General features: G+C 36.3%; 12 protein-coding genes. 10 read left to right on the plus strand and 2 right to left on the minus strand.

Annotated features, from left to right (window positions below; genetic code table 11):
* Window positions 1–246: 246 nt before the first annotated feature.
* Window positions 247–1188: a tetratricopeptide repeat protein gene (locus tag HZI73_RS04175; RefSeq protein ID WP_212697008.1), complete on the minus strand. Its 942-nt coding sequence runs from the start codon at window positions 1186–1188 to the stop codon at window positions 247–249.
* A 556-nt stretch (window positions 1189–1744) separates the two neighbouring features.
* Here HZI73_RS04175 and HZI73_RS04180 point away from each other — a divergent pair.
* The 9 genes from HZI73_RS04180 (at window position 1745) to HZI73_RS04220 (ending at window position 11146) form a co-directional block, all read left to right on the plus strand.
* Window positions 1745–2197 (plus strand): NfeD family protein, encoded by a 453-nt coding sequence (locus tag HZI73_RS04180; protein ID WP_212697009.1) that lies wholly within the window; start codon window positions 1745–1747, stop codon window positions 2195–2197.
* A gap of 28 nt (window positions 2198–2225) precedes the next feature.
* The gene (locus HZI73_RS04185; RefSeq protein ID WP_330619686.1) at window positions 2226–3155 is read left to right on the plus strand and encodes an SPFH domain-containing protein; all 930 of its coding nucleotides are present in this window, start codon (window positions 2226–2228) and stop codon (window positions 3153–3155) included.
* Window positions 3156–3315: 160 nt separating this feature from the next.
* A complete protein-coding gene (locus HZI73_RS04190; RefSeq protein WP_212697011.1) occupies window positions 3316–5154 on the plus strand; it encodes an LTA synthase family protein in 1839 nt (612 codons plus the stop codon).
* A 92-nt stretch (window positions 5155–5246) separates the two neighbouring features.
* Entirely contained in the window at window positions 5247–6374 is a 1128-nt protein-coding gene (locus tag HZI73_RS04195; RefSeq protein WP_212697012.1) for an MGDG synthase family glycosyltransferase, read from the plus strand.
* Window positions 6367–7521: an MGDG synthase family glycosyltransferase gene (locus HZI73_RS04200; RefSeq protein WP_212697013.1), complete on the plus strand. Its 1155-nt coding sequence runs from the start codon at window positions 6367–6369 to the stop codon at window positions 7519–7521. The genes HZI73_RS04195 and HZI73_RS04200 overlap by 8 nt, the downstream gene beginning before the upstream one ends.
* Entirely contained in the window at window positions 7496–8227 is a 732-nt protein-coding gene (locus HZI73_RS04205; RefSeq protein WP_212697014.1) for a polysaccharide deacetylase family protein, read from the plus strand. The genes HZI73_RS04200 and HZI73_RS04205 overlap by 26 nt, the downstream gene beginning before the upstream one ends.
* Window positions 8220–8747 carry a YkoP family protein gene (locus tag HZI73_RS04210; RefSeq protein WP_212697015.1) on the plus strand — a complete coding sequence of 176 codons (528 nt, stop codon included), beginning with the start codon at window positions 8220–8222 and terminating at the stop codon, window positions 8745–8747. Before HZI73_RS04205 ends, HZI73_RS04210 begins: the two co-directional genes overlap by 8 nt.
* A 91-nt stretch (window positions 8748–8838) precedes the next feature.
* On the plus strand, window positions 8839–9867 hold the full coding sequence (locus HZI73_RS04215) for a lysylphosphatidylglycerol synthase transmembrane domain-containing protein (RefSeq protein ID WP_212697016.1): 1029 nt from the start codon (window positions 8839–8841) through the stop codon (window positions 9865–9867).
* Between the two features lie 103 nt (window positions 9868–9970).
* Window positions 9971–11146, plus strand: coding sequence for a patatin-like phospholipase family protein (locus HZI73_RS04220; RefSeq protein WP_212697017.1), 1176 nt, complete (start codon window positions 9971–9973; stop codon window positions 11144–11146).
* A gap of 10 nt (window positions 11147–11156) precedes the next feature.
* Here the strand turns inward: HZI73_RS04220 and HZI73_RS04225 are convergent, their stop codons facing one another.
* A complete protein-coding gene (locus tag HZI73_RS04225; protein WP_212697018.1) occupies window positions 11157–13013 on the minus strand; it encodes a sensor domain-containing diguanylate cyclase/phosphohydrolase in 1857 nt (618 codons plus the stop codon).
* Window positions 13014–13363: 350 nt separating this feature from the next.
* Between HZI73_RS04225 and HZI73_RS04230 the strand changes: the two genes are divergently transcribed.
* Window positions 13364–15469, plus strand: a complete 2106-nt coding sequence (locus HZI73_RS04230) for an RNA degradosome polyphosphate kinase (protein ID WP_212697019.1) — start codon at window positions 13364–13366, stop codon at window positions 15467–15469.
* Window positions 15470–15681: the final 212 nt, after the last annotated feature.

Here is a 15681-nt window from a genome sequence, read left to right on the forward strand (position 1 = left end):
GGCACACCTTAAAGAAGGATATCCTGTGTTAATAAACGACTTTTGCGGCTTGTTGTCTTCCTTATAAACCAATCCAACAACAACCGCAACGAGAGTGCATTAACACAGGATATCCTTCCACTAAACATCCGTTGCCGATTCTAACACATCCAACAACCAATCAACTAACCTCAACCACCAATAATCACTAATAACCACTAATAACCACAATAATCCCCTACAACCACCTAATCCCTCAACCTAAAGTCACATCCCAATCCTAAACTGCTTCACCTTCCTATCAATCTCCTCACTCGTCACCGTATTAAGCGCATTCACACGACAAGAAGCAGCAAGCTCATAATACTTCTTAGCTTCCTCCATATCCCCCTTTTTCTCCATAACCAATCCCATATAAAAATTACTATCCGCCATCTTAGGGTTAATTTCCAATGCCTGTTTTAAATAATCAAAGGAAGCACTATAATCTTCCAATCGATAATAAATCTGACCCAGATTATCCAACGCAGGCGCATACTTCCCATTCAGAATAAGCGCCTTCTTGCTATTCATAATAGCCTTTTCCACATTATCTTTCAAAAGATATAAAAAACCAAGTGTCGTATAATCCTGCGCATAAATATAAGTATTCGTCGTAATCTCATACTCAGGCTTCTCGCTATCCTCTTCCACTTCTACCAAAGCATTCTCACCATCAGTATCCGCTTCTTCTTCGTCCACAGGAAGGGCATAATCTTCAAAAACTTTCTCATACACACGAATGGCTTCATCCACATTACCTAATTTCCAATAACAGATGGCAATGTTACATTTAACAATTTTATCAATCAAGAAATAAGGCTTAAGATCAATGGTCTTATTAAACACCTCTAGAGCCTTCTCAATTTGATTTTCTTTTAATAAGATCAAACCATAAGACGTGAGGACATTAATATGATTAGAACCCAGTTGATAACCAATACGATAAAAAGGTGCAGCAGCATCATCTTTCTTAACAATAAATTGAAGCATAAGCCCAATAACACCAATAGAACTACCTAAGAACAAGATATTGGTTAATAGAATGAATCCTGCATAGCTGAGTAATAAACTGCTTACAGGCTGGTTCATAATAACCATAATTACAATATAAGCAACAATAAAATAGGCCATCGCCACAAATTTCCACTTTTTACCTAAAAATTTCATGTATTCATCTCTCCCTGTTTATAGAAGGTACGTTCTCCAATCAATGAGCACGTCCTATTTCTACCATCATACTACAATACAACAACCATTTCAACGATTAACTAGCCACTCATGGAATAATGAAGCAATAGAATGGGATAAATAATAGAGAGGTTTAACCATATTTTGCGAACCTAATGAGAAATTTAAGGGATTTTAATACAATATTAATCTTGTTACTTTATGATAAATGTATTAAGTAAAGAGAATCATAGACATATCATTTGTAATTTTAAAGCGCAATATGTTTGATGCTATAGGGATTGACGTTATCCTATTGTGAAAAAATAAAAGGGGCGTAATCCATGGGATTCTTAAAAGTAAAATACAAATGAAACAATCTCCCTACAAACCATTTTAGTAGAGCGTTCCACTATTACCAAAATAATAAAGTTGCATTATATGGTATTTTTTTGTAAAATAGAGTATAGCTTATAAAAGGAGAATAAAGTTTTCCTTTGTTAAACTTATTACTATTTGTTGCATATCCAACTCTTTAGAAAAGGAGGTCGAGACTATGCCAATCGAAATAGCTGAACAAGCGTACGTTATTTGGCTAGGCGTTTTTATTGTTTGTTTAGTCATAGAAGCAGCAACTTTAGGGCTGACCACCATATGGTTTGCATTTGGTGCATTTATTTCTTTACTATTATCAATCATGGGTGTTAATGTACCTATTCAAGTATTTGTGTTCTTAATTGTATCAGGAGGACTCTTATACTTTACAAGACCAATTGCTTTGAAAGTCTTAAAAATTGGTCATGCGAAAACCAACTATGAATCCATTATTGGTAAAGTAGGTATTGTCACTCAGAAAATTGATAATTTAGAAGGAAAAGGTCAAGCTAAGGTAGAAGGACAGATGTGGAGTTGTCGTTCACTTACAGGTGACACCATTGATACAGACATGAGAGTTATCGTTAGAAATGTGAAAGGGGTTAAGCTTATAGTAGAGCGTGTAAACCCATAACTAAAATGATCCCATGGGAGGAATAAATATGGAATATGTAGGAATAGGTATCATTGTTATTGTCATTCTATTGATTGTATCGAGCATTAAGGTAGTACCACAAGCTCATGCATATGTTATTGAGCGTTTAGGTGCTTTCCAAACAGCATGGTCTGTTGGACTTCATATTAAAATACCACTTATTGATAAAGTTGCAAGACGTGTATCCCTCAAGGAGCAAGTGTTAGATTTTCCACCACAGCCTGTTATCACCAAGGATAACGTTACCATGAGAATTGATACGGTTGTGTATTATCAGATTACAGACCCAAAAGCTTATGCTTATGGTATTGTGAATCCATTATCAGCCATTGAGAATCTTACGGCAACAACACTTCGTAACATTATTGGTGACTTAGAGTTAGATGAAACCTTAACGTCTAGAGAATTAATTAATACAAAAATGAGAAGCATTCTAGATGAAGCCACAGACCCTTGGGGTATCAAGGTGAATCGTGTGGAACTTAAGAATATTATTCCGCCTTCAGAAATTCAAGATGCTATGGAGCGTCAGATGAAGGCAGAGAGAGGTCGAAGAGAAGCAATCCTTCGAGCAGAAGGAGAAAAGAAATCGGCTATCTTAGTAGCAGAAGGTAAAAAGGAATCCGCCATTCTCGAAGCGGAAGCACAAAAAGCAGCAGCAATCCTTCGTGCAGAAGCCAAAAAAGAAGCTGCTATTCGAGAAGCAGAAGGTGAGGCAGAAGCTATCTTGAAGGTACAGACAGCAACTGCAGAAGGTATTCGTAAGATTAACGAATCACATCCTTCAAAAGAAGTTATATCCATTAGGAGTCTCGAAGCTTTTGTAAAAGCAGCAGATGGAAAAGCTACAAAGATTATTATTCCATCGGAGATTCAAGGTCTAGCAGGCTTAGCTAGATCTGTCGTAGAAGTTGTTAAGGATGACCAAGAGCAGTAAGATATATGGTCGTTAGGCGAAATAAATAAATGGATAGGCTAGCTTAGACATAAATGATTATAAGAAAGTCGAGCTAGCCTATATTTAAGTGACCCCTAGGACAATATCTTATTGTAGATCTAAGACGTTTTTTGGAGTTATAATAAGGGAGAAAATTGAGATGAGTACATTAAAAAAAATATCTTACAAAGATATCATCATGGTTATGATATTAGTGATTAAAATTGCATGTTTTTATTTATTAATTGGATTCAATAAGCCTAGTATCATTTTAGGTGGCATGACCTTCATCTTTTTCATTGCTATCTTTAGTTTGTTTTTGTTTAGTGATGGCAAGCACAGCAACAAATGGTTTTTATTGGTGTATACATTCCTTACATTTTTAATGTTTGCAGACTGTGTTTATTACAGTTATTTCAACCAATTACCATCCGTTAGCCAAGTTGCACAGATGAATAATCTCATTGTTGTGGATGAAAGTATCGCATTTACCACACCACCTATTAGTATATTGTTATTCTTAGATATACCAATATATTATTTCTATTTAAAGAAGAAGCGGGAACGTATAACTGGCGAGCATGCCATTTGGTTTAAACCTTACAAGAAAGCACTGATTTCTTTATTGTTCGGTGGCTTGCTGTTAATGGCATGGAATCCAATGAATGTGGATGCAGTGAAAGCGGTTAGTCATACAGAGTTCTTAACCTATCATATAAATGATATATACACGAAGATTTTTGGATATGATGACATACAAGTAGAATCCACAGAAGATGTTCAAGAAACACTGGAAACCATGAACGTTATAAAACCGAATCATAAGGCATTACAAGGTATTGCTCAAGGTAAAAATCTAATCGTTATTCAAGTGGAATCGCTTCAGAATTTTCCTATTGGCGCATCCTATAACGATCAGGTACTAACACCCAATCTGAATAAGCTCATAGGAAAAGATTCACTATACTTTGATAATTATTATCAGAGCATTGGAAAAGGCAACACCTCCGATGCAGAATTTTCTACACAGAACTCTTTGTATCCGGTTATAGAAGGTGAGTCTTATCGTTTATATCAAGATAATACATTTTATGGATTACCTTGGATTATGCGGGAAAATGGTTATCAAACGGCTGTATTTCATGGCTATGAAGGTGATTTTTGGAACAGGGAAGCAGCTTATCCTAACCAAGGATGGGAAGATTATATCAGCTTAGAAGATCTGGAATTAACAGAAAAGATTTCCTTTGGTTTATCCGATGAGGCCTTGTTTTCACAAACTGTTGAATACATTGATAACATGGAGAAACCTTTCTATAGTTTTATCATCACATTATCTTGCCATCACCCCTATACCATGCCAGAAGAACATCAGATTATTGATGTTAAAGAGGAGGATAAAGGTTCGGTATTTGGTAACTATATGCAGGGAGTAGCTTATTCGGATAGGGCTATTGGTAAATTTATTGAATCCTTGAAAGAAAAAGGATTATATGAGGATACCATGATAGCCATATACGGTGACCACCACGGGTTGAATTGCAAAGATGACAGTAATTATGACTATATGACAGAGTATCTTGGCAAAGAATACGACTATAATGAGATGCTGAATATACCGCTTATCATTCATATACCCGGTTCAGGTGTAAAAGAAACCATATCGACTGTTGGTGGGCAAGTGGATTTTTTGCCAACTGTGGCTAATTTACTAGGTGAACCCATCACCAATCCATATGTGCTTGGACAGGATATTGTGAATGCAGAAAAAGGTTTTGTAGCATCCATCACATATATGTTAAGAGGATCATTTGTTACGGATGGCATTATTTTTGAAATGTCCAGAGAAGCATTATTTGAAACAAGTAAAGCAAAAGATATTGAGACAGGCGAAGAGATTGAAGACAAAGACTTGTCACATGAATATAAGCGTGCCCTACAATTGGTGGACGCATCCAAGTATATCTTGGATAATAACTTAATAAAAAGACAGCAATAGATAGTATAAAGAAAGATATACTACTAAATTATGAAAGAAAGCAGGTCACAGGATGATGAAGCTTTTTAATGTATTAATTTAGGGGGATAGTGATGAAAAAGAAAATAATCATTGTATCGGCATCAACAGGCCATGGACATAATCAAGTTGCCGATGCACTCAAGTTAGAATTAAGCGAAAAAGGGTATGACGCCCTTGTTGTTGAACCACTAAAAGAAGTGAGTAAGTCATTAGATATATTGGTATCCGATGGGTACAAGATTTTAGCCACATTAATGCCTAAGATGTATGGTACAATCTATAAAATCAGTAACAACGAAACCATGAACAAACCAGTCGCTAAAATTTTTCTATCTGCTCTAAGAGACAAGATTGAAGAACTGGTTAAGACAGAAGATGCAGGCCTTATCATCAGCACCCATCCTTTAATTGTTGACGTCATCTTAACACTTAAGCGGGATCATATCATTAATGTACCGTTTTTATCTGTGGTGACAGATTTCTTGCCTCATCAGAGTTACATTAATGATTATGTGGATGCCTATGTGGTAGGAAGCACTTATACGAAAAATGGTTTTGTAGCAAGAGGTATATCACCAGACAAGGTACATGTATATGGTATTCCTATCCGACGTATCTTTACAGAAAATAATGTGGTGAAGAAAAAAGACAGCGTATTCACCATTCTGCTCATGGGTGGTAGTATGGGTGTCAGCGCCATAAAAAAAGCATTAAAGAATCTACTTAATATTGAAGAAGAACTGAAAATCATCGTTGTCTGCGGTAATAATGATACACTTCGGTTGTCATTAGAAGAAAAATATGGTGAATATATACCTAATAAGCATATTGAAATACTTGGGTTTACCGATAAAATTCCAGAGCTCATGGAACTGTCTGATGTGATTATTACCAAACCAGGCGGCTTAACCGTAACGGAATCATTAGCTAAGAATATTCCTATGATTATTCCCTATTTTATTCCCGGTCAAGAAGAAGAGAATGCGGAAGTATTGGTAAATGCAGGGGCAGCCATTAAGGTAGACAGTGTTAAAGAATTAGACGAAGTGGTTGAAATCCTTATGAAAGACCCCAGTAAAATCATGTGGTTAAAGCAAAACATGGGTACAATGTCTAAGGACCATTCCATTGATAGTACCATTGACCTGTGTATTAAACTCATCAATAATCATATGACCATGGAGATTAAAAATGCATAATACATGTGATATATTAATATTAACTGCTCATTTTGGTAGTGGGCATCTATCCGTCTCAAAAGCCATTGAAGGCTATATACAGGATAAAGATAACCGTATTAAAGTGCATATAGTAGACATGTATGAAGTCATAAGACCTGTTCTTCATACATGGATGTATAAGGGTTTCCAATTCTTAATAAAATATGCTGTACCCGTATATAATTATGATTATTATAAAAAAAATAACAGTGAAGGCTATAATAAGTTGCACACTTGTAAATCAAGCTTAAAAAGGTTGGCAGAATATTTACAGGAAGTGCAACCTTCCCTTATTATATCCACATTCCCTACGTGTTCCTCTTATATTACAGCCTATAAGAAACAGTATGATAACGATATTCCGTTAATTACATGCATCACAGATGTGGTAAAGGGAAATGAATGGGTCAATCATGGGGACAACCAGTACTATGTGGTAGCTACCCATGATGTTGAAGATAGCCTCGTTCAAAAAGGGATCAAGAGCCAACAGGTTCTCACAGCAGGCATCCCCATTCGACCAGAATTTTTACAACCTAAAGATGCTTTGACATTAAGACAGGTTCAAGGCATTGCAGCTGATGAATTTGTCATATTGATGATGGGTGGAGGGCTCGGTCTTATACCAGATACAGAAGATTTTTATCAATGGATTGAAGAACATACTTCCATTCGTTTATATATTATCACAGGTCATAATGAAGAACTCTATAAAAAAATAGAACCATACAATAATGGTCGTAATATCCATGTATTAGCCTATACAGATCAGATAGCAGACATGATGGCATATGCGGATTTACTCATTACAAAACCAGGTGGTATTACCTTATTTGAAGCTCTATCCAGTCATTTGCCGTTCATTATATATAAGCCCATATTAGGGCAAGAATGCGAGAATGGTAAGTACATTGCGGATAAAAAGTTGGGTATGATTGTCCAGAGTGAAACAGCATTAAAATCAGCTATTACCCAGTTCATGGAAGATGAACGTATGCGCCAAGATGTGCTAAGGCATATTGAAAAAGAGAGGCATCAAATTGATATGGAAGCTATGGTTCAATATATCTTAGATATATTAGACGTAGCAGCTGAGAATCGTGGTGAAAAAAATGTTGGTCATTAGCATATTATCTATCCTGTTAATCGTCTTTTTAGGGTATATGGTCATACCTAATTACATGGTTAGGCATAAAACACCAGATGTGATACGTACCATTAAGAACCAGACCAAGAAAAGCATAGCCCTTACATTTGATGATGGGCCAGACCCTATGTATACCAATCGATTACTGGATATATTAAAAGAGCATGATATCAAGGCCACATTTTTCTTAGTGGCCGATAAAGCAAGAAAAAATAGCGGCATAGTTCAACGGATGAAAGTAGAAGGCCATGGCATCGGTATGCATTCTTTGTACCACAAACCAGCTTGGTTAAGTCTTCCCCATGAGACCATCAACGAGTTTTCTAAATCATTGGCCATTTTTTCTGACTTGGGTTTACATATCACGTATTTCCGTCCTCCTTGGGGAACGTTTAACGCGCTTACCTTACCAGGTGCTTTAAAACATAAGTTGAAGGTTATACTATGGACCGTTGAAGCTTTTGATTGGCGAAAGGATAATAGCCCTTCCCAGATTGAGGAAATACTGCTAAGGCGTACACAGGATCAAGATATTATTGTATTACATGATAGTGGTGGTGCCATAGGTGCACCGGAGAATACCTTACAAGCTCTTGAAACAACCATTCCTAAATTATTAAAAAAGGGCTTTCATTTTGTCACCGTTGATGAAAGTTTAGCAGAAAGAGGAGACGATAATGCATAAACTAATGATGCGTTTTTTTAACTATATGGAAAAGAGATCCATTGAAAAAAATCAGTGGCGCTTCGTACCAAACTCAGAATATAATTGTGTTTACTTAGACATGATGAAGCATAAAGGTAAGGCTATCACACTAAACGATGGTACCGTTATTCATAAAGGTGACCTTGTAGCTGAAGTACATATTAATAACAAAGAGATGAAAGACACAGATGTAAGAAAGGTATTTGGCATGTTAAACGCCGAGTTTAATGCCATGGGAAAAGCCCTTGCAAGTATGGAAGAGTATGCTGATTTAAAAGGTATATTTGGGCGGACACTGCTCTATCCCATTAATAAACGACTGGGTTTTGAAGTCCATGAAATAAGAAGCATAGGGTTAAAGCTCTTCATTAAATATTGGGATAATCTCATAAAGATTGCATTTTCTGAACCTAAGAAGGGAAAAACTATACTAAGAGAACCAAAGGAAGTTTGGATATCAAGAGATGCACTGATTAAAAAAACAAGTAAAGCTAAATAAGAAGGCACTTCATGTGTTACCTTATTAGCTAATAGAATAGAGGAAGTATGTTGCATGAAATCGTGACCTAACATATTATGGGAGACAAATAATGAAAAAGAAGAAAGTCATTGGTATAATCATTATTGTTGCATTTATGATTATTACCTTTCATATATTTAGAAAGAGTGAAGAAATCGCAGATTTTCCACAGCTCATCAAACGTTTACATTGGGGTTATGTTTATATTGCTGTTGGTTTGATGTTATTTTACATCGTCATTAACGCTACCATTATCTATACCGCTGGTAAAAAAATATCCAAAGAAGTCACTTTTAAACGCTCTATGTACTTATCCCTAGTGGGGCAATATTATAGCTTAATCACACCCTTTGCAAGTGGTGGCCAGCCAGCTCAGATATATGCTATGAAAACAAAGTTCAACATGCCCATTTCTGTTGGCACAACCATTACCGTTAAGAAATTTATTATCTTTCAAGTGGTTGTATCGCTATATGCGGTGGTTATGTTTCTAACAAAAATTGATTTTATATTGAACAAATATGCTGGTATCATCATGTTTATTATCATAGGACTGTTGGTTAATTTATTTGGTGGCATCCTGATTATACTACTATCTTATTCCAAAAGTTTAGTGATTAAATTACTGGATATTATCATTGCTATAGCTAACAAACTGCATGTATCAAAATTTATTCACAGAGATGAAATTATTGAGCATATTGAGGATTATGTAGACAAGATCGATGATATTAAGAATCATAAAGCAACCATGATCAGCCTAGTGGTACTCACATTTATCCAATTAACAGCCTATTTTTCCATTACGTACTTTGTTTATCTAGCTTTAGGTGGAAAAGGTGCAAGCTATATGGATATATTGGCCATACAGACCATTGTCTACGTGGTGGTAAGCTTTATACCAACACCAGGTGGTGCAGGCGCATCAGAAGGAAGCTTTTATGTTCTGTTTAAGGCTTTTATCGCCAAAGATGTTTTATTATACGCCATGGCTTTATGGCGATTGATTACCTATTATGGTAACATGATTCTAAGCGGTACGATCTTGCTTACTGTGAAGATTATTGATTACATCAAAAGAAGAGGAGCTGTTTCCTAAGTCCAACAGGCTTATAGGAGATTAGACTCCTTTACGTTATCTATAGAATAAATAGTAGACGATAGCAGGAATAGGCAAACATAAGTGTATAGGAGGTGGTAGCATGCGTAAACAACTGGATCCCAAAAAAGAATATGGTGTTGTCCTTGAAGGCGGTGGTGCACGTGGTGCCTATCAAGCTGGGGCATTAGCTGCCCTCAAATCGTTAGATGTAAACATAACGGCTATTGTTGGCACATCTGTTGGGGCGTTAAATGGCGTATTAGTGGCACAAAACGATATAGATAAAGCCATAGGATTGTGGCAGCATATTAAGTATTCTCATGTGATTAAAGGGGAAGATGCTGTCATGGAAAAACTGGCTCATTTTGATTTTAAAGGGCTAGATTTGAAAAAAGTGTTTAATAAGATGTTTCAAGTGGTTATGGATAGAGGGGTTGATATTACACCGCTTAAGACACTAATTGCCAGGATGGTCGATGAAGATAAAGTAAGGCAATCGGGTATTCGTTTTGGGCTTGTCACCGTATCCTTATCGGATCGAAAGCCTTTAGAACTTTTTATTGAAGATATCGAGGAAGGCAGATTACATGATTTTCTATTAGCCAGCTCGTATTTACCTGTGTTTAAAACAGAAAAGCTCCATGGCAAGCGTTATATTGACGGGGGATTTTATAATAATTCACCTACCAACATGTTGGTTAAAGAAGGTTATAAAAACATCATTGTCATTAAAATACAAGGGTTTGGCTTTGATAAAAAGCCTTCCATGAAGCATATTAATATCTTTGAAATAGCTCCTTCTGAAGACTTAGGTGGGCTACTAGAATTTGATAAAGATAAAGTGAATGGCAACATTAAATTGGGGTATTATGATACGGTCCGTAAGATCAATGGGTTAAGGGGCAAGTATTACTATCTGCAAATGGATAAGTCCGAACGGTATGTATTAAAACGCTTAATTAATATGCATTGGGGTTATAAAAAGAAATTGTGTGCCTATCTACGTGTCAATAGCAAAGCACCTAACCGAGGCATGTTGGAAGAGGGTATACCGAAGCTTGCAAGAAAACTTGGCATGAAAAATCAATGGGATTATAGTGACTTTATCATCGGTGTACTAGAACACTTGGGGAAAACATTGGGAATTGAACGGTTTCATGTGTATAACTTTGATAATTTTCTTAGATTGGTTAAAAAGAGCATTCACAAAGAGAGTGACATGATCCGAGAAGATAATTTTACCAAATTATTAGCTTCTTTCATACAGCGATTCTAAAGATAATACATTAGACATCATCATTGCCTGTAAGGGTGTCCTGTTTTTTAAGGAGTTTAATAAATTGCTCCACGATAAAAGGATCAAATTGTTCGCCTGCGCAAGAACGGAGCTCCTCGATGGCTTCCTCTTTGGAGAGAGCTTTTTTGTAAGGCTTTTCACTAATCATAGCCATGTAACCTTCAACAATGGCAAAAAGACGGCACTCTAGTGGAATATCACTTCCCTTTATATTGAGGGGATACCCTTCTCCATTCCACCACTCATGGTGTTTGAGAATCCAATCAGCAATATGAAACAAATGAGGGATGGAGAGTGAAATTTTGTAACCAACTTCGCTATGGCGTTTAATCCATTCAATTTCTTCTACCGTAAGAGGTTCTTTTTTATAGAGTATATAGTCTGGGATACTGACTTCCCCAATATCATGAAAATCAACGAACAGTTTCAGGTTATCCATGTTTTGATGCGGATAATGAATAGCTTTTGCAAGTTTCACTACATAATCATTAAGGGCTTTTTTCTGAGCTTCTGTTTTGTATTCCTTGTGTGTTACGGATTGTATCAGTCCTTCCATCATGGTATTACGGTTCTTTATACCCATGAGTAGTTTCTCATGATACATGTTGTTATCAGCAGCTACAAACACAGATTCCATATCCGTATCCATGGTTTCTTTTAAGCTATAGCCAATGGATAGGCTTAGAGGTAATTTAGGATGTGATGTGTTGTACGTATCTAGCCCATTCATAATGGTGGTTTTATATTTTTCTAAGAGCGCTCGATTACAATTAGGAAAGAAGACAGCAAATTCATCACCGCCAATACGACAGGCTTCTTCATAATTGCTAAGAGCAGACTTGATAATACGGGATGATTCTTTGATGATGCTATCGCCCATAGAATGACCAAGGGTATCATTAACTAATTTTAGTCCATTTAGGTCACAGATAACCAGACCCATAGGTAAAAAAGCAGGGTCATCATAATAATCCAAACGGTCCTCAAAATACGTACGGTTATAAAGACCTGTAAGGGAATCATATATATTATAATATTCCAATTTATTTTCTATGGAAATTTTTTCAGAGATATCTCGAGCTAGGCACATGACTTGGTCGTCCACATCCTTGAACATGCGCACAAGAAAATAATATTTTTTTTGCTTGATGTCAAGATGGGCTTTGAAGGTTTGTAATTGGTTACTTGCCAGTACTTTTTTTGCCGTAGAAATGACTTGTTTAGCTAAATCAACTGGCAAGAGTTCAAATACATTTTTATGTAAATATTGACGTGCATTTAATTTGAGGGACATCATTTCACCACAATGATAATACGTAATGGTCCCCTTTTTGGTTAGGCGAAGTAAAACATCTGATGTGTGTTGCATGAGCTTATCAAATCGGAAATTTGTTTCAGCCAGTTGCTGATGTAAGTGATTCATATCCGTCAGATCTCTTAAGGTAATCATGACATATTTATGGCCACTTAGATATTTGAAGGTTAGGTTAAAAGTAGACGTTTGATTGTTGCTGTAGGTAAAAGCAAATTGTTCATCATCTATTTTATGAATTAAAGGTATGTTTTTTGGTTGAAATAAACAGGTGTATGTTTGACCAGAAATCGTATCATCATGGCAATGAAGGGCTTTTTTAGCAGGTTTATTCATCAGGCGGATACGGCCTTTATGATTCAGAATAATGATCCCATGATGCACATGTTCAAAGGCTTCTACCAGCATGGAAGAGGATTTAAACATGGTATCTTCCGATTTTGTAAACTTAAAGGAGCTTTTATCAGAGTGACTTAATTGTTCAATATATGTCTGTATAAGGGTATTAAAATCCTTGTGGTTCATGACATTCATTTTGTGGACTCCTTTAATAGTTATAATATTTTGAACTGGTAGATACTCTTATTTATTATACCATAGAAATTATATCAGTTGAATGAATAAATGATATTATCTGGTAACCGTCATTTTGACTTATGGATACACTTACTCTTTATCAGTCCTAAGGTGGATATCTATAAAAGTTATAAGGGTGAAGTGGAAAAATTTACAGGATATGGAAAATAAATTAGACAACATGTGGTATAATAATCATAAGATAAATTAGACAGGTAATTAATGAAAGGCAACCCAATACCCAGTTAAGAAGTTAAATAAACAATAAGAGGATAACCATTCTCTAAGCATGAAAGGATTTTGTATTAATGTATAAGAAGTATGATGACCCAAGTTATTTCGATAACCGTGAATTAAGCTGGTTGGAATTTAATCAGAGGGTATTGGATGAAGCGATGAATAACCAAAACCCTCTATTCGAGCGTATTAAATTTTTATCCATTGTGAGTTCCAACTTGGATGAATTTATTATGGTGCGTGTTGCATCGTTGAAAGAACAGGTTAATGTGGGTTATGAAAAAAAAGATATAGCTGGATTAACCCCAAAAAAACAACTGGATATGATTGCTAAACGTACCCATGAACTTGTGGAAGAGCAATATAACCATTACCAACATGAGATTGTGCCCATGTTTAAGAAAAAAAATATTCATCTTATACATATTGATGCATTAACAAATGAGCAAGAAGACTATTTGGAAGATTACTTTAATGAAGTTATCTATCCTGTATTAACGCCTCTTGCAGTAGACTCCAGCAGACCATTTCCATTAATACTCAATAAAAGCTTGAATGTGGCTATTTTATTAGAACGAACAGGAGAAGAAGTGTTTGCTACGGTTCAGGTACCATCGGTTCTACCACGAACCATTGAAATTCCCAATCAAGGTGAGAAGTTCAAAGTATTCGTCATGTTAGAAGACGTGATACGGCATTTTATGCAACGGCTTTTTGTAGGATACACGGCGTTATGTGCATACCCTTACCGTATTACTCGTAATGCGGATTTAAGCATTGATGAGCAGGATGCAGACGATTTACTCATTGAAGTAGAAAAATCCGTAAAGAAACGTAAATGGGGTGAAGCCATTCGTCTGGAAATCGATACCACCATGGATGGACGATTGCTAGGGATTCTACAATCATCTCTGGCCATACATGATATGGATATCTATCATATCCATGGACCACTCGATTTGACCTTCTTAATGAAATTATATGACCTAAAAGGTTTTATGAAGTTGAAATACGAGGCATATACACCAAGTACGCCAAGAGATTTACTGGGTGAGGAAAATATTTTTGACCGGATTCGTAGAAGAGATATTTTCATGCACCATCCCTATGAATCATTTAGCCCTGTGGTATCGTTGATTAAGAAAGCGGCAAAAGATAGCCGGGTATTAGCCATTAAACAGACCCTCTATCGTGTCAGTGGACAATCGCCCATTATCAAAGCACTAGCGGAAGCTGCTGAATCCGGTAAACAGGTCACCGTGTTGGTGGAATTAAAGGCACGCTTTGATGAAGAAAATAATATTCAATGGGCACGACGATTAGAAAAATCAGGGTGTCATGTAATCTATGGTCTTGTTGGTTTAAAAACACATGCCAAGGTAACCCTTATCGTTCGTATGGAAAATAACGGGATAAGGCGCTATATCCATCTTGGAACAGGAAATTATAATGATATGACGGCGAAGCATTATACCGATATGGGTATTTTAACATGTAATGAAAAAGTGGGAGCAGATGCCTCAGCTGTGTTTAACACCCTATCTGGCTATTCAGAACCACCAAAGCTGAATAAACTCATTATGGCACCAAATGGACTGCGTAAAAAATGTATGGAGCTCATTGAACAGGAAGAAAAACACGCCTTACAGGGTAAAAAGGCTAAAATCGTTGCAAAGATGAATTCGCTATGCGACCCAGAAATCATGAAAGCCCTATACAAAGCTGCTTCTGCTGGCGTAGAAATGGAGCTTATAATTCGAGGTATCTGCGGCATAAAGCCAGATATCAAGGACATTAGTGAAAGTATCACCATACGCAGCATTGTAGGGCGTTATCTGGAACATAGCCGTATATTCTATTTTTATAACGATGGTCATGAAGATATCTATTTATCAAGCGCTGATTGGATGCCAAGAAACTTCAATCGGCGAGTAGAGCTCTTTTTTCCCATTGAAGATGAACGTATTAAAGAACGGCTGAAACATATCCTGATCATATTACTCCAAGACAACGTAAAAGCCAAGTTAAAGACCCATAATGGTGATTATATCAAAATTGAACAGAGCGGCAATCACACCATGGACTCACAAGACTACTTCTTAAACCTAGCCAAAAAATCCGTCAAAAGCTACGCCGCAGACTCAGAAACAGAAGCATTCATCCCAATCAGAATATGACAAGGGGACGTTTCGTTTGTCATGTTGTTATCATCAAAAAAGCGCACTCGCCATGAATGCGCTTTTTCTCATCTTTAACTCATAACCTCAAAACAATCTCTTTCTCAATAATATCAAGAAAGACAAGGGACATTTCGTTTGTCATGTAATTAATCGCTTGTAACAATGACAAAGGGATGTTTTATTTGTCATGTGCTCTGATCATAATTAAA

Source organism: Vallitalea pronyensis (genome assembly GCF_018141445.1).
GTDB lineage: Bacteria > Bacillota > Clostridia > Lachnospirales > Vallitaleaceae > Vallitalea > Vallitalea pronyensis.